Origin of the sequence: Lysinibacillus sp. NPDC093688, assembly GCF_050280145.1 — a bacterium.
Taxonomy (GTDB): domain Bacteria; phylum Bacillota; class Bacilli; order Bacillales_A; family Planococcaceae; genus Lysinibacillus; species Lysinibacillus xylanilyticus_B.
The window spans coordinates 16,762-42,851 of sequence record NZ_JBNNUX010000005.1; the positions used below are offsets into that span (position 1 = coordinate 16,762).

Annotated in this window: 25 protein-coding genes and 1 pseudogene; 8 read left to right on the forward strand and 18 right to left on the reverse strand. The window is 38.2% G+C overall.

What is annotated here, in order from left to right; translation table 11 throughout:
- Positions 1 to 25 precede the first annotated feature (25 nt).
- The 4 genes from ACQKN2_RS06015 to ACQKN2_RS06030 form a co-directional block, all read right to left on the reverse strand.
- Complete coding sequence (locus tag ACQKN2_RS06015) at positions 26 to 538, reverse strand: hypothetical protein (protein WP_427414165.1); 513 nt, start codon at positions 536 to 538, stop codon at positions 26 to 28.
- A 22-nt stretch (positions 539 to 560) separates the two neighbouring features.
- Entirely contained in the window at positions 561 to 725 is a 165-nt protein-coding gene (locus ACQKN2_RS06020) for a hypothetical protein (RefSeq protein ID WP_427414166.1), read from the reverse strand.
- Positions 726 to 823: 98 nt separating this feature from the next.
- Positions 824 to 1,633, reverse strand: coding sequence for a sulfurtransferase (locus ACQKN2_RS06025; protein WP_427414167.1), 810 nt, complete (start codon positions 1,631 to 1,633; stop codon positions 824 to 826).
- A 10-nt stretch (positions 1,634 to 1,643) separates the two neighbouring features.
- The gene (locus tag ACQKN2_RS06030; protein WP_427414168.1) at positions 1,644 to 5,255 is read right to left on the reverse strand and encodes a dynamin family protein; all 3,612 of its coding nucleotides are present in this window, start codon (positions 5,253 to 5,255) and stop codon (positions 1,644 to 1,646) included.
- A gap of 649 nt (positions 5,256 to 5,904) precedes the next feature.
- Between ACQKN2_RS06030 and ACQKN2_RS06035 the strand changes: the two genes are divergently transcribed.
- A complete protein-coding gene (locus ACQKN2_RS06035) occupies positions 5,905 to 6,330 on the forward strand; it encodes a DUF4183 domain-containing protein (protein WP_427414169.1) in 426 nt (141 codons plus the stop codon).
- 29 nt (positions 6,331 to 6,359) lie between these two features.
- Entirely contained in the window at positions 6,360 to 6,680 is a 321-nt protein-coding gene (locus ACQKN2_RS06040) for a DUF4183 domain-containing protein (protein ID WP_427414170.1), read from the forward strand.
- A 142-nt stretch (positions 6,681 to 6,822) separates the two neighbouring features.
- Here ACQKN2_RS06040 and ACQKN2_RS06045 read toward each other — a convergent pair whose 3' ends face one another.
- Together ACQKN2_RS06045 and ACQKN2_RS06050 are read right to left on the reverse strand one after the other, a co-directional pair.
- Positions 6,823 to 6,921, reverse strand: coding sequence for a LamB/YcsF family protein (locus tag ACQKN2_RS06045; RefSeq protein ID WP_427414171.1), 99 nt, complete (start codon positions 6,919 to 6,921; stop codon positions 6,823 to 6,825).
- A 15-nt stretch (positions 6,922 to 6,936) separates the two neighbouring features.
- Entirely contained in the window at positions 6,937 to 7,551 is a 615-nt protein-coding gene (locus tag ACQKN2_RS06050) for a pyroglutamyl-peptidase I (RefSeq protein ID WP_427414172.1), read from the reverse strand.
- Positions 7,552 to 8,155: 604 nt separating this feature from the next.
- On the opposite strand from ACQKN2_RS06050, the gene ACQKN2_RS06055 reads away from it, so the two are divergent.
- The 4 genes from ACQKN2_RS06055 to ACQKN2_RS06070 all read left to right on the forward strand — a co-directional run bounded on the left by ACQKN2_RS06055 (position 8,156) and on the right by ACQKN2_RS06070 (position 11,244).
- Positions 8,156 to 8,611: a chemotaxis protein CheX gene (locus ACQKN2_RS06055; protein ID WP_323646566.1), complete on the forward strand. Its 456-nt coding sequence runs from the start codon at positions 8,156 to 8,158 to the stop codon at positions 8,609 to 8,611.
- A gap of 346 nt (positions 8,612 to 8,957) precedes the next feature.
- Positions 8,958 to 9,080, forward strand: a complete 123-nt coding sequence (locus ACQKN2_RS06060; RefSeq protein ID WP_255349996.1) for a hypothetical protein — start codon at positions 8,958 to 8,960, stop codon at positions 9,078 to 9,080.
- A gap of 24 nt (positions 9,081 to 9,104) precedes the next feature.
- Entirely contained in the window at positions 9,105 to 9,596 is a 492-nt protein-coding gene (locus ACQKN2_RS06065; RefSeq protein WP_197141285.1) for a cytochrome B5, read from the forward strand.
- Complete coding sequence (locus tag ACQKN2_RS06070; protein WP_427414173.1) at positions 9,583 to 11,244, forward strand: b(o/a)3-type cytochrome-c oxidase subunit 1; 1,662 nt, start codon at positions 9,583 to 9,585, stop codon at positions 11,242 to 11,244. Before ACQKN2_RS06065 ends, ACQKN2_RS06070 begins: the two co-directional genes overlap by 14 nt.
- A gap of 731 nt (positions 11,245 to 11,975) precedes the next feature.
- Here ACQKN2_RS06070 and ACQKN2_RS06075 read toward each other — a convergent pair.
- From ACQKN2_RS06075 to ACQKN2_RS06095, 5 genes and pseudogenes are all read right to left on the reverse strand, one after another.
- Positions 11,976 to 13,508 carry an MDR family MFS transporter gene (locus ACQKN2_RS06075; RefSeq protein WP_427414174.1) on the reverse strand — a complete coding sequence of 511 codons (1,533 nt, stop codon included), beginning with the start codon at positions 13,506 to 13,508 and terminating at the stop codon, positions 11,976 to 11,978.
- A 474-nt stretch (positions 13,509 to 13,982) separates the two neighbouring features.
- On the reverse strand, positions 13,983 to 15,479 hold the full coding sequence (locus tag ACQKN2_RS06080) for a carboxypeptidase M32 (protein ID WP_427414175.1): 1,497 nt from the start codon (positions 15,477 to 15,479) through the stop codon (positions 13,983 to 13,985).
- 470 nt (positions 15,480 to 15,949) lie between these two features.
- Positions 15,950 to 16,390: a hypothetical protein gene (locus tag ACQKN2_RS06085; RefSeq protein WP_427414176.1), complete on the reverse strand. Its 441-nt coding sequence runs from the start codon at positions 16,388 to 16,390 to the stop codon at positions 15,950 to 15,952.
- A 372-nt stretch (positions 16,391 to 16,762) separates the two neighbouring features.
- A pseudogene (locus tag ACQKN2_RS06090) lies at positions 16,763 to 17,778 on the reverse strand (serine hydrolase domain-containing protein).
- A 24-nt stretch (positions 17,779 to 17,802) separates the two neighbouring features.
- Positions 17,803 to 18,627 (reverse strand): MerR family transcriptional regulator, encoded by an 825-nt coding sequence (locus ACQKN2_RS06095; RefSeq protein WP_427414177.1) that lies wholly within the window; start codon positions 18,625 to 18,627, stop codon positions 17,803 to 17,805.
- 161 nt (positions 18,628 to 18,788) lie between these two features.
- Here ACQKN2_RS06095 and ACQKN2_RS06100 point away from each other — a divergent pair, with 161 nt between their 5' ends.
- On the forward strand, positions 18,789 to 19,385 hold the full coding sequence (locus ACQKN2_RS06100) for a TetR/AcrR family transcriptional regulator (RefSeq protein WP_427414178.1): 597 nt from the start codon (positions 18,789 to 18,791) through the stop codon (positions 19,383 to 19,385).
- Positions 19,386 to 19,448: 63 nt separating this feature from the next.
- A complete protein-coding gene (locus tag ACQKN2_RS06105; RefSeq protein ID WP_427414179.1) occupies positions 19,449 to 20,600 on the forward strand; it encodes an MFS transporter in 1,152 nt (383 codons plus the stop codon).
- Positions 20,601 to 21,064: 464 nt separating this feature from the next.
- Here ACQKN2_RS06105 and mdh read toward each other — a convergent pair whose 3' ends face one another.
- The 7 genes from mdh to ACQKN2_RS06140 all read right to left on the reverse strand — a co-directional run bounded on the left by mdh (position 21,065) and on the right by ACQKN2_RS06140 (position 26,085).
- The gene (mdh, locus tag ACQKN2_RS06110) at positions 21,065 to 22,009 is read right to left on the reverse strand and encodes a malate dehydrogenase (RefSeq protein WP_427414180.1); all 945 of its coding nucleotides are present in this window, start codon (positions 22,007 to 22,009) and stop codon (positions 21,065 to 21,067) included.
- Positions 22,009 to 22,371, reverse strand: coding sequence for a BMC domain-containing protein (locus ACQKN2_RS06115; protein ID WP_427414181.1), 363 nt, complete (start codon positions 22,369 to 22,371; stop codon positions 22,009 to 22,011). Before ACQKN2_RS06115 ends, mdh begins: the two co-directional genes overlap by 1 nt.
- The gene (locus ACQKN2_RS06120) at positions 22,364 to 22,648 is read right to left on the reverse strand and encodes a EutN/CcmL family microcompartment protein (RefSeq protein WP_323646577.1); all 285 of its coding nucleotides are present in this window, start codon (positions 22,646 to 22,648) and stop codon (positions 22,364 to 22,366) included. The genes ACQKN2_RS06115 and ACQKN2_RS06120 overlap by 8 nt, the downstream gene beginning before the upstream one ends.
- 37 nt (positions 22,649 to 22,685) lie before the next feature.
- A complete protein-coding gene (locus ACQKN2_RS06125; protein WP_427414182.1) occupies positions 22,686 to 23,552 on the reverse strand; it encodes a phosphate propanoyltransferase in 867 nt (288 codons plus the stop codon).
- Between the two features lie 12 nt (positions 23,553 to 23,564).
- Entirely contained in the window at positions 23,565 to 24,164 is a 600-nt protein-coding gene (gene pduL, locus ACQKN2_RS06130; RefSeq protein ID WP_427414183.1) for a phosphate propanoyltransferase, read from the reverse strand.
- A 135-nt stretch (positions 24,165 to 24,299) separates the two neighbouring features.
- Positions 24,300 to 24,578, reverse strand: a complete 279-nt coding sequence (locus ACQKN2_RS06135; RefSeq protein WP_323646581.1) for a BMC domain-containing protein — start codon at positions 24,576 to 24,578, stop codon at positions 24,300 to 24,302.
- Between the two features lie 16 nt (positions 24,579 to 24,594).
- The gene (locus tag ACQKN2_RS06140; protein ID WP_427414184.1) at positions 24,595 to 26,085 is read right to left on the reverse strand and encodes an aldehyde dehydrogenase family protein; all 1,491 of its coding nucleotides are present in this window, start codon (positions 26,083 to 26,085) and stop codon (positions 24,595 to 24,597) included.
- Between the last annotated feature and the right edge of the window lie 5 nt (positions 26,086 to 26,090).

A 26,090-nucleotide genomic window follows, 5' to 3' on the forward strand; every position in this document is an offset into this window, starting at 1 on the left:
GGTTCTATCCACGATTTGGGCGGGGCTATCCACGCTTTGATGGTTCTATCCACGACTTTGGCGGGGCTATCCACGACTTTGATGGTTCTATCCACGATTTGGGTGAGGCTATCCACGACTTTGATGGTTCTATCCACGATTTGGGCGGGGCTATCCACGCTTTGATGGTTCTATCCACGACTTTGGCGGGGCTATCCACGACTTTGATGGTTCTATCCACGACTTTGATGGTTCTATCCACGACTTTGATGGTTCTATCCACGACTTTGATGGTTCTATCCACGATTTGGGCGGGGCTATCCATCATTTTGACGGTTCTATCCACGATTTGGGCGGGGCTATCCATCATTTTGACGGTTCTATCCACGATTTGGGCGGGGCTATCCACGACTTTGATGGTTCTATCCACGATTTGGGCGGGGCTACCCACGACTTTGATGGTTCTATCCACGACTTTGGCGGGGCTATCCACGACTTTGGCTTCTCTATCCGTCGCTTTGACGATTCTTTCCGTCACCTTGGCTCTTCTTTCCGTCACTCTTACCTTTCTATCCGTCGCTTCAACTCTTTTTTCCGTCGCTCTGATTTCTATCCGTCACCTTGGCTCTTCTTTCCGTCACTCTTACCTTTCTTTCTGTCGCTCTTGCCTTTCTATCCGTCGCTTCAACTCTTCTTTCCGTCGCTCTGACCATACTTTCCGTCACTTCAACTCTTCTTTCCGTCACTCTGACCATACTTTCCATCGCTTCAAACGCGCTACCCTTTCCACTCCAATAAAAGCAAAAAAAACGCCCACCAAAGTGAGCGTTTCTTTTTGAAACATTTATTCATTTGTCCCTTTTTCAACATCATATTGGGTAATCCAGTCACTATAGCTACCTACATACAGTTGAATATTTTCGTAGCCTTCATCTGCTAGCACCGCATACAATGGTGATGCTGTAACACCGCTGCCGCAGTACACCACAACGTGTTCGTCGCGAGCAACCTTGCTACGTAACGCATCACTCGCTCGCAAATGACCATCTGACTTCAATTGCTCCCAGTCAAAGTTTTTCGCAGTCGGAATATGTCCAGCTACCATATCAAGAGGCTCTATTTCACCACGGTAGCGAGCTGCGGCACGTGCATCTAATAACGTTGCACCAACTTCTCCATCTACAATAGCTTTCACTGCTTCACGCGGAGCATATAGTTCATCTCGCCAAACAAATTCAATCGTAGTCGGTGGATATTTGATAATGTCTTTTGTGAAAGGTATTTTTTCCTCAAGTGCAGGTGCACCACCATTCAAAATTACTACATTTGGAAAGCCCGCATAAGTCAGCATCCACCAAGCACGTGGTGCAAATGGAGCAGCTCCTTGATCGTAAACGACAATTTGATCTTCATAGTTTAATCCCAATTCTTGAAATACTGCCGATAGCTTTTCCTTATTTGGCATAGGATGGCGACCATCGCTGGACCCCATATCTGATAAATCCTGCTCTAGATCGATATGAATCGCTCCTGGTGCATGGCCTTCTTCAAATACTTTGTTACCCACCTCTTTGTTTTGTAAATCAAAGCGAGCATCTATGAAACGGACTTCATCAAACTGAATTTCCTCAACTGATTTGAATACTTTTCCCAAATGAATCACCTCATGCGTATTGTAATTGAGCATAAATAGCTTTCCAAGAAGCTAAACGACTTTCTTCCTGAAGTGCAAGTCTTTCTGTTGCAATTTGTTCAAGTGCCTGATGGTAAATATGCAGACGTAATTTCTCCGCTTCCTCAGCAATATAGGTAATCGCCCATGCCATGAGAGATACTTTCTGTGAATCTAAATAATTTTGCGCATCTGGTTTTGTTAAGACCTCTAGCGCCTCACTTAGCTTCACTTTTTCATTCTTCTCAAAGAATGCCTTTTGATTGCGGAAATGCGATTTCACACCTGAATATTTAGTGATATCTGTAAATGGTCCTTCAAAATCAAGTAAATCTGGCTCAGAAGATTCAAACGCTAAGAATGAGAAGCTGCGATTTAATTCTTTAAGCTCACGTACTTCATCTTTAAAGCGCAGTTGCATTTTCTTACTAATAAACTGTGATAAACGGAAGTTTGTTACACGCATTTCTTGTGTAAAGTCGAATCGTAAACTTTGCATTACTTCCTTTAAAGCATGCTCTAATGCTTGCTGAACCGGCATTGCTGCAAATGTTGACGGATTGTAGCCTTCCTTAAAGAACTCTGGGTAACGATAAAACACACGCTGAAGAACATAATACAGTAATTCATCAAGCTCTTGCTTCGTTTCACTTTCTACCATACTTGTATTAAGCGAACTGAACTTCGATTTCACATGCTGTTCAAGAGTTGTTAATTCCTCTAAACGCTCATCCTTACGCTTTAAGTTCTCTTCTGTTTGCGTAATTAAGTCACCTAAACGTTGCTCCGTTTTATCGACTTCCTCTGCAAGTGCCTGGACAGCCAATGCACTTAATTCATCATTTAAGAATGTGTGGAAAGCATCTTCGAAAGGTGGCATACCAGATGTTAAATCAGCACCTTCTACTTTTTCCTTTAATGCCATTAAGCTTGACACACCGTAAAGTCGAGGGAAGCGAATGCCAAAGCGTTGTAATTCTGAACGTACATAGCCTTTTACATCTTCCTGTTCTTCTTCTGTTGTCGCTAAATCAATCGCATTGACGATAAAGAACATTTTATCAAGTTCGAAGGCATCCTTCACACGACCAAGCTGGATTAAAAACTCACGGTCAGCTTTAGCAAAAGCATGATTATAATAAGTAATAAACAAGATTGCATCAGCATTACGAATATATTCAAATGCCACACCTGTATGACGCGCATTAATAGAATCTGCTCCTGGTGTGTCAACAAGTGTCACACCCATACGTGTTAACGGGCTATCATAATAGAAATCAATATTATCGACAAAGCATGATTTATTTTCCTGCGCAACAAATTTTTCGAACTCTTCACGGTTTACACGTAATACTTTTCCAAGCTCAGACTTAAATGATGGGAATCCTTCTTTATATGCACGAATAAATGATTTATGCACATTTAAGCGTTCGTCTGATAGTTGCACCGCAAGTCCCTCATCTGCACGATTAAACGCCTCTTCTAAAGAAGAAACCGATAGACCAATCGCTGCGTATGAAGCTTGAATATCCTCTAACATTTGATCAGCTGTCTTTAACAGTACATCTGCCGTTTCATGCGGATGTTCTGGTGTCACAGGACGAATTTTATTAATAGCCGCTGTCGTCGGGTTTGGTGATACAGGTAAAACCTTGGCACCCATTAACGCATTAGAGAACGAGGATTTCCCTGCACTAAATGCACCGAAAAGTGCGATTGTGAAATCCTTTTTCTGTAATCGTTCTACTTTATTTTCTAAGTAAGTTGCTACTTCCGCAAAACCTTGCACATCTTTTACAGCCGTTGCCGTGTGAAGTGCACGCTTCACTACACCTTCAATAGGAAGACTTGTTGCACTAACTACTTGCTGTGCCTCTTCCTGTAGGTTCGCTTCCTCTTTTGGTTTTAACATCGATTCATCAAATAATCGAATATCTGCTAAATCTTGCTTAAAGGCATGATCCCAATTTGTCAGCTGTTGATTTGCTATCTTACGTATTTCATTGCTTGCCTGGTGCATAATACTTGCACTATATTGCTGATAGCCCTCGATTTCAAGCACTGCTTGAATGGCGTCAACTTTCTCTTGCATCCCAGCCATTTTTAATTTAGATGGAGCAGCTGTTTCGGTAGCCACCGCTTCTAAAGTTGTTGCCTGTGCATCCTTCCAATTATCTGTTTCATTGATGAAGTAGCGTTTTGTTGCCTCCGCCACACGGTTTGCGAAGTTTAGAACGGCATCTCCAGTTAATATAGCACCAACTTGTACTTGCTGCTCAATAAGTGAGAATGGTAATTCAAAGGCGTAGGCATCAATAGCAGTAGCACGTTCTTCATTTAATGCACCAACATCCTTTAATACCTTTTTCATTAGCCCTTTTAAATGTCCAGTAATTTGTGCGTGCACAACATTTTGATAGGCACTAAAGGCATCCTCTTTACGGCGGTTACGCTCTTCCTCTGTTTTTTTCTTAGCAGTAAATAAGCCCCCTACTTTGAAGCCCTCCTGCTGACTCTCTAAATACAGACGTAATTTATCACGTAAATCGGCTGGCATAATGGCTGCATTCGCAAGTAGCTCTTTACGTTGCTCTTCGAACGTTTCATTCCATGCCTCAACTGAGAACAATTCAACTTGACGATTTAGCTTATTGTACTGCTCTAAAATATCTTTATGGTTTGCCCAGTCATCGGCACTTAATACATCTTCATCGACATCTAAACGATCTTGTCTTTCTTCCGTTAAATAATTGTCATGCTCACTTTGTAATAAACGCAGTGTATTTGATGCAGTTTGTACAAGCTGATCCTGCCAATCATTCATACTATCCATAACGATTTTCTTTACGACCTGGAAATCGTTATAAGGGTGCTCAGGCTCTCTTAATGAAGTGAAAAATACGCCTTTTGGTACTACACCCCATGCCTCAAAGGAATTGTGAACTGTTGCTTTAAATTCCTCGAAGCTTAATTCATTTTCATTATGCTTATCAATCATGTTAACGATTAAATAAACGTTTGGATTGTACTTCATTAATTGCTTTGTAAATTGAAAATTCAATTCGGATTGCACGTGATTATAGTCCATTGTATAAAATACGATATCAGCAATATGAAGAGCTGACTCTGTTGACATGCGGTGTGCATCATCTGTCGAGTCAACACCTGGCGTATCCATAACAGTGACGCCTAGTGGTAATGTCGATGTACTATGACCAATTTCAATCTGTGACACTAGATCCCCATTTTTACTAAGCTCTTTAACTGTTTTAAAATCATAACCTGCTTCGAATTTTACAGGCTTTTCATTATGCATATAGACAATCGCAAAGTCTTCTTCTGATTGACGGACTTTTACGATATTAGCACTCGTTGGAATAGGGCTTGCCGCAAGTAAATCTTCACCAGATAAGGCGTTAATCATACTCGATTTACCAGCAGAGAAATGGCCTGCAAAGCCAATAACATATTCTTTTTGCTGTATTTTACGTGCAAAAAGTGATGTCTTATCCATACGCTCTGTATCACCATTATGCTGATAAATTATGTATTGTAACGAAGCTTGCTTTAATAGCGCCTCCAACTGTTGTTCAAAATCTTTCATAAAACCAGTAACCCCTTTATTATTAATCAATTTTGCCTTGGCGTAATTGCGTCCGGATTTTGAATTGTGTGAGCACAATTCACTCCATAAAACCCATGACATCCGCCGGAGGCTTTAGGCCAACAAATGTTTTCTGTGCGAAAGCGCAGTGCTAACGTAGCGTCAGCAACACGATGTTGGTCACTCAGTCGTTGCCACAGGACGTGGCGTTCTTAGACTGAGTTCCTCTATTTTAGTGGTGTCTGGAAAGAAACCACATAAGCATTCCTCTCACCATCTTCAGAGATGGGAGTTTTTCTGAATGAACATAAATTGTTCATAATTAGTATTCTACCTTATTCGACAAGCAAAGTATAACACTAATTTACTTAAAAAAGCATATATATAAGGGTTTCAGACGCCATATTCATCCATATCGTCCTGTTTAACCAAAAAAATAAAGCATTATTTAGGCTCATTATTAATAGGTGAGAATGATTCTATTTCAAAATGGATGTGCAACTATGCAAATAATAATTTTCTTCATATTTTAAGGTAAGGAAAATTAAGTTTTAAAAAGGTTAGGTGTGCTATTGACGTACCAATAGAGATAAATAAAAGCCACAAAGATACATGGGGGGTAACAATAATTAAATGGAGTGATAAAAATATGGTGAACTTTAGGAATCACCGAAAAATCGAGCAAGAATGTGAATGTGCGTGTGAAGATCGGTTTATGTGGCCTCGTATAAAAGCTAGTACCATTCCTTCGGTAGACCCTCCCCCAGTCGTTGAACCTAGTGGAAATATCATTCCAACAGTAAATAGATATTTCTATATTGTTACATCAGATATTGATTTGACGAATGGGGCAACTCTACCTGCTAGCCAATTTTGGGATGATAGTGGGAACCTAGTAAGTGAATTTATCATTTTTAATCCGAATGGCTACGTTAATCTTTATATTAATGCCGTAATGCAGGAAGGTGGAATTTATACCTTAACTCCAACTTCGTTAACTTTGAGCTCAAATAATTCAACAATTTATAGAGGTACTCCCATCATCATAGAATCATTAGGTTTTTCTATAAAGTAAGAATCCAACCTGAAAGGGGGTGAAAATAAGTGGCACTTTCTATTATTAATATTCATGTAAATGTTACAGGTACTTCAACTAGATTTTTCAATGTTTTAGCTGCACCATTAACGATCACAGATGGTACAACAGTTGCCGCTACTACCTTTTTAAATGATAGCGGTTCTGCAGCAACTACTTTCCCAATCGTCACAAACGGCTACTACAATTTATATATAAATGGTGTGTTACAGGAAGGTGGTTCCTATTCAGTTTCTGCATCAGATTTAACGTTTCATACTGTTACAGGTACTTTACCCGCCGGAACACCAATTATTATTGAGGCTGTAGAATTAGTAACTACACTTTAAACAGCTAAATAAATTGGAGTATGTTGTTATCCATTCAAACCTACTTTCCAATAAATTGTTTCATTGATAGATGAATCAGCTTTATATAACTAAAAATGGATGCCTAAAATGATGATTTACATTTCAGGGCATCCACTTTTAGTTATTTCATTTGACGCTTTAACTCATAAATTTTTTTGACATAATCCAGTGCATGTGGGCCATCTCCATGTATACATAGAGTTTGCGTGGAAATTTTCACATCGTTTGAGGAAAATCAATCACTTGTTGCACGAATTGTCTCCTCGATACAAAGCTTAATGGAAGTAATCAAATCTTCAATATTCCATCCCGGTATTTTTCCATGCTGAATCGCCAAATCAAATGACGCAGGAATATGAATAAATCCAGCACGGACCTCTTTATGTTGCTTCGCGTAAACTAGTCCTTCATACATAATATTATTACATAAATAGGTACCTGCCGTATTTGAAATTTCCGCTGGATACCCTTCTTTGCATAAGCGATTTACCATATTTCTGATAGGTAAATTCGTTATATAGGCATCTTCACCACCATCATAAATACTCTCATCTGCTGGTGTATAACCATTATTATCTGCTTCACCATCTTTAACATTAATCGCAATTCGCTCTGGCGTTATTTTAAAGCGTCCTCCAGCTAATCCTAATGAAATAATGATTTGTGGCTTTATCTCGGCGATATGTTGTTTCAGCTGCTGAGCGGATAGCTGAAAATCCACAGACAATATACGTCCTACAATTTCATAGCCGTCCATCATTTCCCCATTTAAATGTTCTACAATTTGCATTGTTGGATTCATTTTATACTCAAGAAATGGAACAAACCCTGTTAACAATATTTTCATCATGTTTTCTTCACCTAAATTTCTATAGGACGTTGCTTGATTGCCCATCCATTTTTATTTTTTGAACTATAGCAGCCGAAGTGATCATTTTGCAGTGAATCCATCAGTTATGACATTGTATTGAGTTATATGTCATATTTTCATCGTCTCGTAACCATACTACAAAAAATCAATTCTCATTTTCAATATATTTCAGAAAAAACAAACAATTATTCTTTCCCTTTATTACCACGAAATATGAAAGATTAATATTTTCGTATAAAAAAAAGCATGATCTCAAAATTGCTCGGACCATGCTCTTTGTATAAAAATTGTCTCTTTACTGATTATTCTCTTACTTTAAATGTGCAGTCGCCTGATTCATGACGTGTTTTCCTACTCCAATATAAATAACTACTGCTGCTCCGATAAATACGAATGTCATCACTGACCGCTCCTTTTTATATAAAAATTTGTATTTGAAAAGACTAAACCGTCAATTTATTGATTTTGAAAATCATTCTCATTAATATAATATAAATTTCCCATTAATTCGTCAAGACATACTTTCATCTTACCTATTTTACATGGTAAGATGTAGAAAAGTCGGAAAAAGGATGCGGTAATGATGAGTAATTCGAAGTACTTTCAAACTATTTTAAACGGGACAATTCACGCTTTAAAGTCGATTCTACCTATGGATATAGAAGTGAAAACGCCGAATATTATTTCTGAACCATTTCAACAACAGCAAATGGGTGTTTTAATTGGTTTAATAGGAGATTTAAAGGGCCGAGTAATCATTGATTCTTCTCCTGAAACATTTAGTGGCATCGGCAATACGATGTTTGGTATGCCTCTCGAAGGAGAAATGTTGGAATCCTTTACAGGGGAATTTGGAAATATGATTGCAGGAAATCTATGTACTACCGTCGGACAAGAAAGCTTAGAAATTGATATCACTCCTCCAACAGTGATGGTTGGTAACACAAAATTATACGGCTTTGAAAAGGCCTTTATACTCCCTGTAACAATTCCAAGCGTCGGTTCACTGACAGTTCTTTTAACAATTGAAGAAGAATAGAGTTCTAGAATATTGGACAGTTTAACTGATACATCCTATGCCCATACATAAACATTTATGATCACGCTTTGTCATTCTCTTTAATAAACGGAGGATACCCCATAAGGCTCACTCTAAAATCCAAATAGTAAAAATATAATAGATTTCAATAAAAATCACTTCATTTCCAACCCAAACGCGGCCATCTCAATGACTATTGAGGTGGCTTTTTTTTATTCCCTCCTCAATTCTTCACATTTCTTTCACATAATTCGCCAAGATGTGTGATTTTTTTCACATCAAAAAGAAATTTATTTATATATCATGGCAATATGAAAGACACAATAAAAGCGAAGGAGGAGCAAAAATGGCAAATAAAAAAAAGTCAGATGAAAATTTAAAAGGTTCACTCTATGCGGTATTTGGAGTAGGAATCATTATTATCTTGCTTTGGGCGTACTGCTTCGATTTGTTCATCAATCGTTTTTAATCTACTAAGAAAGGACAGAGACATATGCACTTACATAAATATGAAAAGTATTGGCTTGTGTTTGGAGTTACTACTTTAGTAGCATTCCTTATCATTCTCGGCATCGGTGCATTTCATCAAGGCTCACATCCGAACAATGGTAAAAAAACACTTGATTATGAGAAAGTAAATGAATTTCCCCCCTTCGATAATCCTGGTGTTCACAAAGTAGAAGGTAAGGATTGGGACTATGAAGTGGTTGTTTTAGCATCAGCATTTAATTACAATCCGCCAGAAATTGAAGTTCCTCTAGGAGCTAAAGTGAAATTTATCGCAACAAGTGCGGATGTCATGCACGGCTTTGAAGTTGCAGGTACAAATATTAATATGATGCTTGAACCTGGTTACATTTCTGAATATGTGACAGAAGTAAATAAAGTGGGAGAGTTTTTAATCGTATGTAATGAATACTGTGGTACAGGACATACGATGATGCACTCTATGCTAAAGGTGGTGGATCCAAATGAGTCTCAATAATAATTTGACAAAAGTGGATCGTCGTGATGCGAAGCTAGCAATGGCACATATTTATGTGGCATTCATCGCATTATTATTAGGGGGTCTAGCAGGTTTATTACAGGTTTTCGTTCGTTCTGGTCAATTTACTTTACCAGCAGGCATTGGTTACTATCAAGTTTTAACTGTACATGGTATTTTACTCGGTCTTATTTTAACAACGTTCTTTATTTTCGGTTTCCAAATTGCCAGTGTCAGCCGTACGTCAGGGACTTTTTCAGATGGTCAACGTCGCCTTGGCTGGATTGGCTTCTGGTTAATGACTATCGGTACAGCAGCAGCTGCAGTAATGGTTCTACTGAACGAAGCATCTGTTTTATATACGTTCTATGCTCCACTCAAAGCTCACTGGATATTCTATTTAGGCCTTACATTAGTCGTTGTTGGTTCTTGGGTTGGCGGCGCAGGTCAAATTTTGCGATATGCACAGTGGCGTAAAGAAAACAAAGGTAGCGGACAACGAAGCCCATTACTTTCATTTATGGTTGTTGTCAATAATTTAATGTGGTTCGTAGCAACTCTAGGTGTAGCTGTTTCTGTACTATTCCAGTTACTTCCATGGTCCTTAGGCTTTATCGAACGTGTTGATGTAGCACTTTCCCGTACATTATTCTGGTATTTTGGTCATGCTCTTGTGTATTTCTGGTTATTACCAGCTTACATGGTTTGGTATGTCATTATTCCGAAGGTTATTGGCGGAAAAATTTTCTCTGATTCTTTAGCAAGACTGTCATTTATGCTGTTCTTAATATTCTCTGTACCAGTTGGGATCCATCACCAATTAACTGAACCAGGTATTGATAGTACATGGAAATTCATACAAGTTGTTTTAACATTTGCTGTAATCGTACCATCCTTAATGACTGCCTTTTCAATGTTTGCAATGTTTGAATTACGCGGTCGTGAATTAGGTGGGAAAGGGCTTTTTGGCTGGCTTAAAAAATTACCATGGAAAGATGCTCGTTTCTTCGTGCCATTTATCGGTATGGTAGCATTTATTCCTGGTGGCGCAGGCGGTATCATCAATGCTTCTTACCAAATGAACCAATTAATCCATAATACTATTTGGGTTACAGGACATTTCCATTTAACAATTGCAACAACAGCCGTATTAACTTATTTTGGGGCGGCATTTTGGTTAATTCCATATTTAACAGGTCGCACACTGACAAAAGCTTTAAATAACCTTGGTAATTTTGCCGCTATTTTATGGGCTACTGGTATGACGATTATGTCTTCCGCTATGCATATCGCTGGTCTGATTGGTGCACCTCGTCGATCTGATTACTCTGAGTATGGCGGAGCTCAACAAGCTTATGATTGGATTCCTTATCAAATCGCTCAAGCTGTTGGTGGCACTATCCTATTCATCGCTATCTTAATCATTCTTTATATTGTGGCGAAATTAGCATGGTTTGCACCAAAAGGCGAAGAGGAATTCCCAGTTGGTGAAGTACATGAAAACAGTGGTACAACACCAGCTATCTTAGAGAATTTCAAAGTATGGCTAGTTATTTTAGTAGCATTAATTTTATTTGCTTATACTATTCCAATTATTGATATTATTTCTAATTCCCCTCCTGGCTCTAAAGGCTATAAGCTTTGGTAACAATGTTTTACATCTTAATAAAAAGAGGCAGGGACAAAACTAGCTTCTAATATCGAAAAAAGTGAAATTGAGTGTGCTTAATTTCACTTTTTTCGATTTTTCTCTATTTTAGCTTACACTTCTTAGTGAATGACCGTGAATTTTCTCAAATTTACAGCCATTTATGCAAGACCTATTTCGTTTTCAACTTTCCTCGGACAGAAAATCGAGTGAAACACAAATTAGCCATCAAAAATCCAAAAACTGGTTCCACTTCAATTGCGTTGACGTAAATGGCGTTCGTTTTTTCTTCTGCTTGCGTATAGGCGCATAATATCAGTTTAAGCACCATGCGTGGATTATAGGCAGGACAACCAGTACTTCGTATAAACGGTTCGAGTGCTTATTACGAAAAATATAAAGCCGGTGAAATTTTACATGTCGTAAAATTTCACCGGCTTTTTGGTATCAGAGGAGGGGTTTGTCCCTGCCTCTTAGTAAAGGTATCTGCAAAATTAGCATGATGGCTTACTTTTTGCCCACCGACCATTTTTTTGAAATATTTTTTAACGCGCTCTCTTTTTCTATTTTTGTATGCAAAAATTCTGCAATCTCAACTGCCTTTTCATACGACTACCTCAATCTTTATAGCTATTTCGAATATTAAATGTTTTAAAATACACGTTTCGTATTATAACAGTTCTAATTAAGGAGAGGGCGCATTTTGATAATTTGTGAAACACAGGCTCATATTAACGTGATGCTTCGTGATTGTACGTTTCCATTTCAGAAGCAGGGTCGAATTGCTCTCTACCCATAGCAAATGCCATAATTAGCGCAATAGCAGCCGGGATTATCGCCCAAGCAAAAGTATGAGCAACTGAAATAGTAAGTGCTTCTTGCATTTTATTGAGAACCTCTACAGGAATGACGTTTCGAGTTTCAGATGTTAGGATTACACTCGGATCACTTAAATCCATACCAGTAGGTGCTTGACCGCTAAACGCGGACGTTAACTTATTTGAGAAAATATGGTTTTGGATTATCCCAAACACTGTAATTCCTAATGTCATTCCAAGTTCTCGATTGAAGTTTAGCGTTGAGTTAGCCGAGCCACGTTGTCTCATACTAAGACCATGAATAACGGCATTGCTCAACACAGAGAAAGACGATCCAATGCCAAGACCTACAAGTATCATAAAGATTGTTACCATAAAGTGCGACGTTTCAGTTGTCAATGTTGTAAGCAAAGTAATACCAACAACGAATAGAGTTAAAGTCGGTAACATAATCGTTCGATACTTAAATTTCGTGAGGAGAGCTCCACCTCCAGATGCTGTTACAACTGAACCGACCATCATCGGAAGTAAAATAAGACCTGAGTTCGTTGCCGAGCCTCCAAGTACGCCTTGAACAAAAATTGGAATATAGATGGCAGCAGTAATGTAAGCAGCACCAGCAAATATTGAAATGATATTACTCGTTGCATAGAGACGACTTTTGAACATTTTAAAGGAAATAATAGGCTCTTCTACACGTAGTTCAATTAAGATAAAGCTAATAAAAAGCACTGCAAATAGAGCGAATAATCCAAGAATCATTGCGGAATCCCAAGCATATTCTTTGCCGCCTAGCTCAAGAGCAAACATTAAACTAACTATTGAACTAACTAAAGTAGCTGCGCCAAAGTAGTCGATTTTTTGCTTGGCATGTACAACTGATTCCTTGTAAAATTTTGCGACTAACACAAAAGCAATTAGCCCAAGTGGTAAATTAATATAGAAAATCCAAGACCAATGGACATAATCTGTTAAATAGGCTCCAATAAGCGGACCAAAGATACTCGATAGACCAAATACTGCCCCGAATAAGCCACCCATTTTACCGCGTTTATCTGGAGACACTACATCAAACATAATTGTGAATGCAATTGGCATTAATGCACCACCGCCAATACCTTGAATTGCACGGTAAATGCTAAGCTGAACGATTGAGTTTGCTGTACCGGCTAGCGCCGAACCAATTAAAAATACAACTAAACCGAAAATAAAGAATCTTTTACGACCATACATATCGGATAATTTACCGAAAATCGGCATACCTGCAACCGACGCGATCATATAAGCTGATGTCACCCAGACAAGTTTGTCATATCCACCAAGATCTCCGACAATTGTACTGATTGCCGTTGCTACAATTGTATTATCCATTGCAGCCATTAAAATCGCTAACAATAGCCCAGCGATTACTACACCTATTTTACTTGTATTCTTTGCCACTTTCATACCTCCGTTTTTGTGAATCCCTACTATTTTGAACTATCTATATGTATCTTGATAGGGGATGTCTAAATAACCATTTTGTATTATATCAGTTTTAATCAAGTTTATATACGCATATAGGATCCAGCATTTTCTTTTGGAGAGAAGCGGTTCATTTGAAATTGAAGTCGATAATGCGGATTATGAGGAAATTGATTTTCGAAAGAAAGATAAAACATAGCCCAAGGAGTCGCCCAGCCTCCACTCTAATTTATAATGATAAAACAAAATTTCAGTAAATGTTTTTTATACGCGAAAGCGTAGCGACAGCAACATATCTAAGCGGAGGGAGTGGCGCGACGCCTCCCTAAGGAACGCGAGTAGTTTAGAACCACCCTCATCGAAAACGCCACAACATTTATAATAATTTTCTTGACCATTTTGTTTTTCGGCATTATGAAAAGCGATTTCTCAACTATAGAGAAACCGCTTTGTCATTTAAAGCTGATACAGCTTCGTATATTTTTCTTGTAAATAGTTTGCTAAATATTTAGCGTTTAAGCCTTCCCCTGTCGCCTCCTGTAGCAATTCGAACGGCTTCTTCAGCGCACCATATTGATGGACTTTGTCTGTTAACCACTCTCGAATTGGAAGAAGCTCTCCCTTTTCTAACAGCTCATCAAAGTTTGGAATATCTTTATCCATTGCATGCTTCCATTGTGCAGCGTAAATCATTCCTAAAGCATAAGATGGGAAATAGCCAAACATGCCCCCGGACCAGTGCATATCTTGTAGTACCCCTTTTGCATCTGTTTCAGGACGAATGCCTAAATATTCTTCGTATTTATCATTCCATACTTGCGGAAGATCCTTCGCTTGAAGATCGCCATTGAATAGATCACGTTCAATTTCATAGCGAATCATAATATGTAGTGGATATGTTAACTCATCTGCTTCAATACGAATAAACGAAGGTTCCACCATATTAATCGCTCGCAGGAAATCAGCTAGTGCTACATCACCAAATTGTGCAGGTGAATATTTTTGCAGTCGCTCGTAGTTATGTTCCCAGAACTTTTCGTTTCTACCAACAAAATTTTCATAAAATAAAGATTGAGATTCATGTATTCCCATAGATGTCCCTGTTGCTAACGGTAAACCATCAAGCTTCGCATCGATATTTTGTTCATACATGGCATGCCCACACTCATGGATTGTTCCAAAAATTGCTGAGCGGAAATCATTTTCATCATATTTCGTTGTAATTCGATTATCTCCATGATTTAAGCCAATCATAAATGGATGCACACTTTCGTCTAAGCGACCTGCCTCAAAATCATAGCCAAGTTGTGCTAACATTTCTAATGATAATGCACGTTGAGATTCACGAGGGAAATGCTTAAATAATATACTTGTATCTGGTTTATTTGGTGAATCTGCAATTTTTTGTACAAGAGAAACAATTGTTTCACGTAATTCACCAAAAACTTGATCTAAAACATCAGTCGTCATATCCGGTTCATATAAATCTAGTAATGTATTGTACGGAGAACCGTTTTTAATACCCCAATATTGAATAAATTTCTTCTGGCAGCTTATAATTTTCTCTAAATAAGGTAGGAATAACGCAAAATTATTCGTTGCTTTTGCTTCTTCCCATGCTGTTTCTGCTTTAGATTGCAGAATGACGAATTCCTTATATTCATCAGCTGGAATTTTTTTATTTTGATCGTAATCTTTACGTACTTTCTCTACTAAACGCAGCGTAACATAATCGAGATCTGCCTTTTGCCCCTCTAACTCCGTTAGTAATTCCCCTAATTCTTCGCTAGTTTGCATGTCAAATAAGGAGGCAGATAATGTTCCAACTACCTCTGAACGTTGAGCTAACCCTTTCTTAGGTGCACCCGTCCGCATATCCCAATAAATCACACTCAGTGCTTCTCCATAGTGCTGCATTTTTTTTACATAGTCAGTAAATTGTTGTACAGTCATGCTAACATCCTCCTTTTCACGCTATTAGTTTATCATATTTTCGAAAATTTTGTATATTATGGACTTTAAGTATAATTCTACTCCTACAGCTAAATATTGCTTCTACAAAAATATAAAGCTACGTCGAAAAAGGATGTATGGGGATTTGATCCTAATATCGGATCTTCTACAATGAGTTCGGGAGATAACTTAATCAAAACGGGGATTAGTATGCTGCTATTTTGAACTTATATTTTTTTACTGCAGTGCAACGCTAATGGGTGCAGATCAATCTTATGACTTTTATTGATAATGCCTGCAAACTAGTAATCGATCACATGAATTTATTATTACAGGCACAACAATAAGCAGCATAAAATTTTAAAAATGCTGGCTTCGATTTAGGAGCCGTCTAAGCTCTTAAAAAAGATGATTGATAAAATAAACACTGACTAGTCTTTGATTTCAAAACCTTCTATATCCATATTGCTTCATTCTCCCGTAAGTTGTTTGTACCTCAAGTAGATAATATAGCGGCGAGAACAAATACTACCAAGTGGTATGAACATAAGAGCATTTGTTAACGATATCCATGCATGCTCTCTACTCCAATGACCTACCAGTATCCTTACAAGGAGTATCCCGAAAAATAAAATAATACCAGCAATAGAGCTTTTTGTAGTTACGGCTCCTCTTGTATGATTCATACGAATTTTTTCTAGTTTTCCTTTCCATACTCCTATACCCAATCCAACTATTAAACAACTGATATACATCATCATACTTAAAGGCGTTAATTTAATACTAGAAATAGTAGAAAACATTACACCCATTAACAAAACTGGTATGACCCACAATCGAGCTGGTCTAACTTGTTTCTCTCTTAACATTATAAGTACAATGACAATAAAGACGACCAAGTAACTACCCATTTCTTTCCCTCACTTTATTTTAAAAGTATATTTTAACCTCACACTGAAGATGTAGTGAGAACGACCTTCAGAAAGGGAATCTTCCAATACGTTTCTTCATAGAGAAAACTTCATCAAAAATATGCAATAGACTATTTATTATAGCCTATTGTCTAATTTGATGGGATCAAAATTTCACCCTGAGCAACGAGGTTAATATGATTGGTATAAGTATTTTGGATTACTTTGGGTTAATCACCAATGTTGGAGATGTAAAAACATTGAGGTCGAGGCTGGGAGGTATGTTGGGGATAAACTTGAAGCAAGCGTGCACCAACCTAGTTGGAATGGAATTTAACCTTAATTTTTATCCCCATTTCTTTATATATAAAATTATTGATTATTTATTACCGCTGGGATTATATACTCTTTTATTAACGGCCATCTATCTCTTGGATTCATAATGAACTCTGAACTAATAGCCACAACCATATTCAATTTCGGTATACAACAAATCATATTGCCACCATCCCCTATTGCTGAATATGTAGAAAGTCCATCTTCTTGTCTTAGCCACCATAAATAACCGTAATTGTTTTGGTTCATCTCCGTTGATTCACGAATCCATGTCTCGGAGAGAACCCTATTATTATTCCAAATGCCATTGTTTAAATAGAGGTAGCCAAATCGCGCCATATCACGAGTAGTAAATGTTAGTCCCCATCCACCTGTCGAATGACCGTTTGGATCACGAACCCATCCCTTGACGTTTTTCCCGAATAAATCATCAAACCCATAAGCGTTCATTTGGTAGTTCGGAATTTCTTTCATGCCAAGCGGTGTAAACAAATGTTCATTGGCGAACGCTCGTGCACTTTTGCCTGTACTTTGAGTAAGGATAGCTGACAATACATGTGCTCCAGCTGTGGAATATTTAAATGCCCCTATTTCCCCATCTTTACCCATCATATCAAGTGTGTATTTTATCCAATCCTGTTGTTGACATAGCTTATCTAGCGGCTCATGCCAATCCTCAAATGGATATGGTACTGTCATCGTGAGAAGATGTCGTATAGTAATCTGTTGTTTCTGCTGATCAGCGGCATCAGAAATATACTCCGAAAAAAAATCTAACACCTTCTGTTCAACGCTATTAATATATCCTTTATCAATTGCGATGCCTATAAGTGCAGAGGTACACTTTTTGTTACAGATGCTACATGGTGACAATCATCAGGACCTTTGCCATTAAAATATTTTTCATATGCTAAATGACCATCTTTAATGATAATAATGCCATTTATATTGTGATACTCACTTTTTATCGTCTGTTCTAGCTTAAAAAGTTTTTCATTGTTCATATATATGCTTTCAGGTTTTACCGCTTGCCAATTTATTGTTGTTTGCATAGGAACCTCCTAATTTTCGCTTTGTCATTTTTTCTTTACAGGAAAATATACCTCAGTAACATAATCCTCAGGGGCATTGGCTTGATTTGGATCTGTTACATATATTTCATATGGTGGCGATATCAGTTCATACCCCTCGTTTTCAATCCACTTCATCAAATTAGCATAGACAGAGGTCAATTCCGGATAAGCCCCCTTTAAAACAGATTTAGCACAGAGGCTACCAGGTAAATCTCTCGTTCTTTTGACAGACTCAGCTATTGGAATGGCGAACTCGGTATCATTGCCAGCAGGATTAAATTCAGGGCTATGGTAAATCGTCATCGGCTGACCAAGTAAACTGAGCTTCTCTTTCGCAATCTTTTCATATAGCTCGCTAAAATGATTACCATATCCCGATGCATAGTCATCACTACTCATTATCAGTCGCTTATAAAGGATATTCATTGGCTTTGTTTCTACTAGTTGTACTTCGAAATCGTCAAGATACGACATGATTGGTACCCCCTTTTCTAAGTTTGAAATATCATGACTTAGTTGTTTTACAAGATATTCAAAAGCCTTTAGTTTCTCTTGAATTTCATTTCTCTTCTGGTTTAGCGCTGAAAAAAGCATTTCTTCGGATTGATCCTCTTCTAATTCCAGCATCGTTTTAATTTCTTCAAGAGAAAAATGATAGGATTTTAGACGGTTAATATAGAGCATCCTTTTTAGTTGTTCGATGGAATAATACCTATAACCGCTTTCAGCATTAATCTCATCTGGGTTAATTACTCCAATTTCATCGTAATATCGAAGTGTTTTTGTAGAGACACCACATATTTTTGAGAATTCGCCTATTGATAGCACAAAACCACCTCACTCATTTATTTGTTACTTGCTACAATTCATTTATACACCTTCCCCTAAGGACAAAGTCAATCAAGACTTATACTTTATTTCCTAAAACCTTTATTGACCGATTAGTACAAAAAAGATATTCTATTAATGCAAATGAGAGGAGGATCCATTTGAATAAACGAGGTAGACCGCGAGAGTTTGATTATTCCTCAATTGTAGATGCCGCCATGAAAACTTTTTGGATCAGAGGATATGAGGGGTGTTCTACACAAGATTTATGTAGTGATACTGGACTTGGGAAGGGAAGCTTATACAATACTTTTGGTAGTAAACATGAACTGTATAAACAAGTATTAGAACGCTATCATGAGTTTGGAATTAAGGAACAGCAGAAATTGTTAAATGCTCCAATTACATTGAAAGAACGATTAAGTAATTTTTTCGAATGGGCATTGAAAGAAGACTTTGAGAATATTGAACAAAAAGGTTGTTTATTAATCAATGCCAGTGTGGAAAGAGCTAAGAATGACGAAATGGTTCAAGAAATTTTCTCACGGCATGTCGAGCTTCTTAAACAAGCTATTGAAAAAGTAATGGAGGAAGGATTGCAAACTGGCGAAATTTCAAAAAAGCAAACAGCTGAGGAATTAGCTAGTTTATTTTTAAGCAGTTATTACGGGTTTCGTGTTCTTAATGTTTCGATGCAAAATCGAATGTTGTCTGAGCAGATTATGAACGGAACATTAGTATCAATTTTTGGCGCTTAGTGCGCTCTTTTTTAGCACCATTTTTGTACCGAACGTTACAATAATAAATTTAGGAGTGTTTTTATGCCACGGATCATTTATTTACTAGCTTTAGCGGTTTTTTGTATGACTACATCAGAATTTATGGTTGCAGGTATGATGAACGAACTTGCTCTTGCATTTAAGGTTTCTGTATCTTCAATCGGGTATTTAATTACAGCTTATGCAGCAGCAATGGTAGTAGGAGGACCTATTTTAACTGCAACTCTTCTACGATTACGCAGTAAACAAGCTTTATTATTTTTAATGTTTGTATTCTTACTTGGCCAGTCGCTTGGAGCTATTGCTTGGAGCTATGATAGTATGATGGTTTCACGTATTATTACTGGTATTGCTTCATCTTCAGCATTTGGTATTGCCATTTCCTTTTCTGCAACATTGGTTCCTCCTAATTCAAGGGGAAAAGCTGCATCTATTGTACTTGCAGGTTTAATGATTGCAACAGTCATAGGCTTACCTATAACAACGATTATCTCGCAAAATTTTGGCTGGCGTATTAGTTTTGGGTTTGTTTCTATTCTCGTACTAGTTTCCGGGATTATGATTCAATTTTTACTACCCTCATCGCCAAACAAAATGCTATTAATCTGGAAAGACGAGCTCATGCCCTTTAAGAATATTCATCTTTGGGCAGCGTACATAACAAGTATGTTTATCATAGGTGGCACGTTTGCAGCATTTAGTTATTTCACCCCTATCTTTACAAATATCACAGGCTTTTCAAGCGCAAGTATTCCATATTTACTCGCTCTCTATGGTATTGCGACAGTAATTGGCAATATAGTGATTGGTAAGTTTGCTGATAAATATACAATGAAAACACTTTTGAGTGGATTGATTATTTTAATCGTAGCATTGTCTTTATTTGCTGTAGGAGCTGAAAATAAATACATTGCAGTTATTACTACTATTTTTATTGGCTTGACTGGTGTTGCAATGAATCCAGCTATGGTGGCGAGAGTGATGAAAACAGCTAATAATGGCACGATGGTCAATACCCTTCATAGTTCTTTTATTACACTTGGTATTGTTATTGGTTCATCACTAGGCGGTCTAGGTATTAGTAAGGGATATGGCTATATATCACCACTGTGGATTGGCGCTTGTTTAGCTATCCTAGGGTTACTATCATTATTACCATATTTAAAAGGAAGGAATTTTAATGTTTCAAAATAAATTATAAAGTTGGGGTGAGGCATATTGTGATGCTTCTCCCACAATCATAAAATCTTAAATAGGAGTATCACATTTTAACTGAGAAAACTAAAGAAGCTCCCCTCATCGTTTTCACGATCAAGAGAGCTTCTTATTCTATATAAATTCTGGGGAATTTTGACTAGCTTTCAAGATCAATTATGCCTCGGCATAATTGCGTCCGGAATCGGCTTTGTGCTTGCACAAAGGACTCCTTTCCGATTTCCGTGACATCCGCCGGAGGCTTTAACTTCTTTCAGCGGATGTTTGGAAACTCACTGGAAAGTGACTTAAAATCGCATTCATCTCACCAATTATAGAGATGGGAGAATACTGCTGAAAGAAGTTAAATGTTCGGTTTCCAATCAAACATTTTTAAGAGCGAAAGGTTATAACAACAAATATATAGTTGGGGATCCTATATATCTTATTGCTACAAAGCGTCTTTAAACATTTTGACAAATTGTTAATACTTGATTGACGGCTTCTGCTGATTGATGGAGCGCCGTTTTTTCTTCATTTGTAAGGTGTAATTCAATGACTGATTCAATGCCATTGCCACCTAATATTGTCGGTACACCTAAAAATAAATCGTGATAACCGTACTCTCCTTCTAAAAGGGCTATAGAAGGAATTATTTTACGTTGATCTTTCATGATGATCTCAACCATCTGAGCACATGCAGCAGCTGGCGCATAATAAGCACTGCCATTCCCTAACAAACCAACAATTTCTCCGCCACCTTTACGTGTACGTTCTACAATTTGCTGCAGTCTGTCCTGAGGGATCAGTTTTTCTAATGGGATCCCTCCAGCATAGGAATATCGAATTAATGGGACCATTTCGTCGCCATGTCCACCTAAGACGAATCCTGACACATCTTCTGGTGCAATTTGCAGCTCTTGTGCTACAAATGCATTAAAACGTGCTGTATCTAACACACCTGATTGGCCAATGATACGATTTTTCGGAAAACCTGTTTCCTTATGGCAAACATAGGTCATGGCATCTACTGGGTTACTTAATACAAGAACAATACTGTTTGGTGCGTAATGTTTTATTTGTCTAGAAACTTGTTGAATAATTTTTGCATTCGTCATCACTAAATCATCCCGGCTCATGCCTGGTTTACGAGGAATACCAGCTGTAATAATGACAATACTTGCTCCAGCTATATCCTCATAATTACTCGTTCCTTTAATAGAAACATTAAACTTTTCGATTGGTCCTGTCTGTAATAAATCCAGCGCCTTTCCTTTTGTCGGATTCTCCGCTTCTGGAATATCTAACAGCACAACATCTCCTAGCTCTTTTTGTGCCAAAAATAAGCTTAAAGTTGCGCCAGTATGACCAGCACCGATCACAGCAATTTTACTTTTTCGAAAAGACATTATGCCTCACCTCGATTTTCAGTAGCTGCTGTTTCTGTCGTTTTTTTAGTACGCGTTGATGGTGTTGATGCTTGCTTCTTCTTCGGTGCTTCCGGTCCTTTAATCATTTGAAAAACATCTTCATCAGGCCGCGGAATTACGTGAGCGCCTAATAGTTCTCCAACGCGCATTGCAGCGGCTTTTCCAGCTTCTACTGCTGCCTGGACAGAACCAACATCACCTTTCACGACGACAGTCACAATCCCGCCATCAACGAACTCTTGCTTGACGATGGTTACATCTGATGACTTAATCATCGCATCAGCAGCTTCGTAAGAGCCTACTAATCCTTTTGTCTCAATCATTCCAATAGCGCTACCCATTTTCTTCACCTCGCATAACTTCCGTAGAATCAATGATACCTATAACAACTGCATCGATAGGCAATGGATTTTCTTTCATAATATATCGTGATGATCCACCACTCGTAATGAGCACATCATCTCCAATTCCCGCCCCGATTCGGTCAGCTGCCACTATTTCCGTGCGAATCGGCTGCTGATTGGAGTCAATTGGTTGAATAATTAATAATTTTAAGCCATTCAACCCTTCTTCCTTACGTGTTGCCCACACACTGCCTATCACTCTTCCGATTTGCATGAACTTCACCTTCTTTATCCTGAATGGACTTTTCTAATTACTCAGAGCGAATTGTTAACCTCTTATTCAACTCTCGTATTTTGTCATAAGCCAATGCTGTCACAATTGTTTTTTTAGGAACAACAATTTCCTGTGCTTCAATTTCCAGTACTTCTACCTGTGAAAGTAGCTTCTTATCAAAATGATAGATCGATGGTTTGTCAGCTTGACTTACAACTGGTGCAAGTTCTTTGACATTCATTTGTTCATTAGCTTGTGCATAGATAATTTCTGCAAGTGCACCTTGTTGAATTAATCCTGCATTTGCTTCATCTGTATCAATATGCATCTCCAATCGATAACGCTCAGAAACACGAATGATTACATTTGATAAAATAATCGGTCTAATTCCTTCTATTTTAATTTGCACTGATTGTCCATCCGCTACTTGGAACCTCGCACTGTCAGTCGGTGACATATGGATATGTGCTTGTGCAATAATGAGTCCCTCATGTAGCACGACACTGCCCTTTGGACCAATAAGTGTAACGGGGCTAGAGCCTTTAATATCTCCTGAAACTCTTAATGGTGGCTTCATCCCTAATTTCATCGCGTCTGTCCAGCTAATTTCAACTTGAGATAATGATCGAGCTGGGCCTAAAATGCGTACCCGCTCAATGGAGCCCTTTGGACCAGCAATAACAACTGTTTCCTCAGCGGCGAACTGCCCTGGCTGTGAAAGCTCAAACTTAGGTGTTAATTGATAGTTATCACCAAAAAGTTGCTCCACTTCCGCTTGAGCAAGATGGACATGTCGTGCTGACACACCAATAGGGATTTTTCCGTCATGTTGAGAGGAAGGCTGATTTTTTAAAACTTGCTGCAATACTTCTTCGACAATTTTTTGGACTAAATTTTCCTGCATCAAACCTCCTCCTTATGTTATTGATCTAATAATTTTCCCTTGAGATTGCTGTTCAATAAAGCCTGCATTCGCCTCATCTGTATCGATATGCATTTCTAAACTAAAATCGTTTGATACACGAACTACAACACCACGAAATGTCACAGGTCGCTCACTATCAACTTCAACAGATACTAATTCATTATTTTTTACGTCCAATGCTATTGCATCTTCTTCTGTCATATGAATATGTGCCTGTGCAATAATGACTCCCTGCTTGATTATGATTTCTTGTTCTTGATTGATTAATTTGATGCCCGCTGAACTTTCGATATCTCCCGATTGCCTTAATGGAGGAGTTAATCCAAGTTTCATTGCATCTGTTCGACTAATTTCCACCTGTGTTGCAGCTCTTACAGGACCTAATACACGTACATTGTGAAGAACACCTTTTGGTCCCTCTATGGAGACACGCTCTTTAGCTGCAAACTGTCCTGGTTGCGAAAGATCAAAATCCTTCGTTAGCGTTGCATTTGGACCAAAAAGTGCCTGTAAATCTTCTTCACTGACATGTATATGACGAGCTGAAATGGCCACAGGAAATGTTTTTGTCGCTATATTCAAGTTAGCCACCTCTATATCTTTATTACTATTGAAAATGAATGAGCAGGATGAGGCACAATGTGTAGCATCCTGCCCTTCTATTTAGGTTGTTCTATCCGTCACTTCGGCGATTCTTTCCGTCGCTTTTATTTGCTGGAGTTAAAATTAAGCCTCTGCTTTTGGTAAAATTAATTCTATTTCATGGTGTGGACGTGGGATTACATGAACAGATAGAAGTTCTCCAACACGTTGTGCCGCTGCTGCACCTGCGTCAGTAGCTGCTTTTACCGCTCCTACATCACCACGAACTAATACAGTAACAATACCGCCACCAACATGTACTTTTCCTATTAAATTAACGCTAGCAGCCTTCACCATTGCATCCGCTGCTTCAATTGCTCCTACTAATCCTTTTGTTTCTACCATTCCTAATGCTGTACTCATTTGTCATTCCTCCAAATTATTTATTTTGTAATGTTATTTGTTTTAATACTTGGTCAACAATTTGTTGAACTACGGCTGTATCCAAGGATGGATCTTGTGCCTTAATATTCTCTACTACCGGTTTTGTTAAAAATTCTGGTTTTGGCACCTCTACATCTTTAATGCCATAAGCCATACGTTTAATATTCAATAAATGTCTCGCTGTAATGTTATCGGACGTAATATTGCCACCAAACGTGCCACATCCTAATGTGAAGGATGGTGCTAAGCCTGTAGTTCCACCAACAGCGCCAATAGATGACAATGTATTGATTACAATTCTGGACACTGGTAATTCAACTGAAAATTGCTCAGCTAAAGCTGCATTTTCTGTATGAATCGAGCATGTATGTCCCCGTCCACCGATGTTTAGTAAATCAATCATCACTCGTTTTGCCTCTGTACTGTCCTCTACTGTGTATAACGCAAATATCGGGGACAATTTTTCCAGTGAAAATGGAATGTTTTTGCCAATCATCGTTTCCAAACCAACAAGTACTTTTGTATCTTCCGGCACGGTAACACCGATAGAATCTGCTAAGCAAGCTGCTGACTTACCTACAATTTGAGGATTTACTTTCCCAGGGACTGGAGAAATCAACTTCTCCATCTTCACCTTCTCTTCATCACTCAAAATATAAGCATTGTTTTTCTTTAACTCTGTTAAAACTTGTTCGACAATGACTTTATCTACAATAATCGATTGCTCTGTAGCACAAATTGTGCCGTTATCAAAAGATTTACTTTGTACAAGCTGGCGAACGGATTTGGATATATTCGCTGACTTTTCAATGTAAGCTGGAACATTTCCTGGTCCTACACCATAAGCAGGTTTGCCAGAACTATAGGCTGCTTTTACTAACGCACCACCACCAGTCGCTAAAATCAAGTGAATATCGGGGTGCTTCATTAATTGCTGTGTAGCTTCCATTGAGGACATTGTTAAACAGTGTAGCAATCCTTCTGGTGCTCCCGCTTTTTCGGCAGCTACTCTACAAACCTCTAAAGCTTCCTTTGTACATTCAACCGCATATGGGTGCGGGCTTAGGACAAGACCATTTCTAGTTTTCAATGAGATAAGTGTTTTAAAAATTGCTGTTGATGTTGGATTTGTCGTTGGAACAATGCCCGCGATAACTCCAAATGGACTAGCAATCTCAGTCACTTTCTTCATTCGATCGAAACCAACGACACCAACTGTCTTTAAATCTTTAATATCTTCATAGACATCTCTAGAGGCAACCTCATTTTTCATTTTTTTATGATTAGGTATGCCCATCCCCGTTTCCTGAACGGCCATATTTGCTAAACGTTCTGCCTCTTTAAATGCGGCATCTGCAACAGCCTTGACGATCTGATCTACTTGCTGCTGTGAAAACTGCATGTAAGCAGCCTGTGCAATATTGGCATGTCTCACTGCGTCTCTCATTTCTTGAATTGCTATTAAATCTTTATCTAATGTGGCCATAAAGC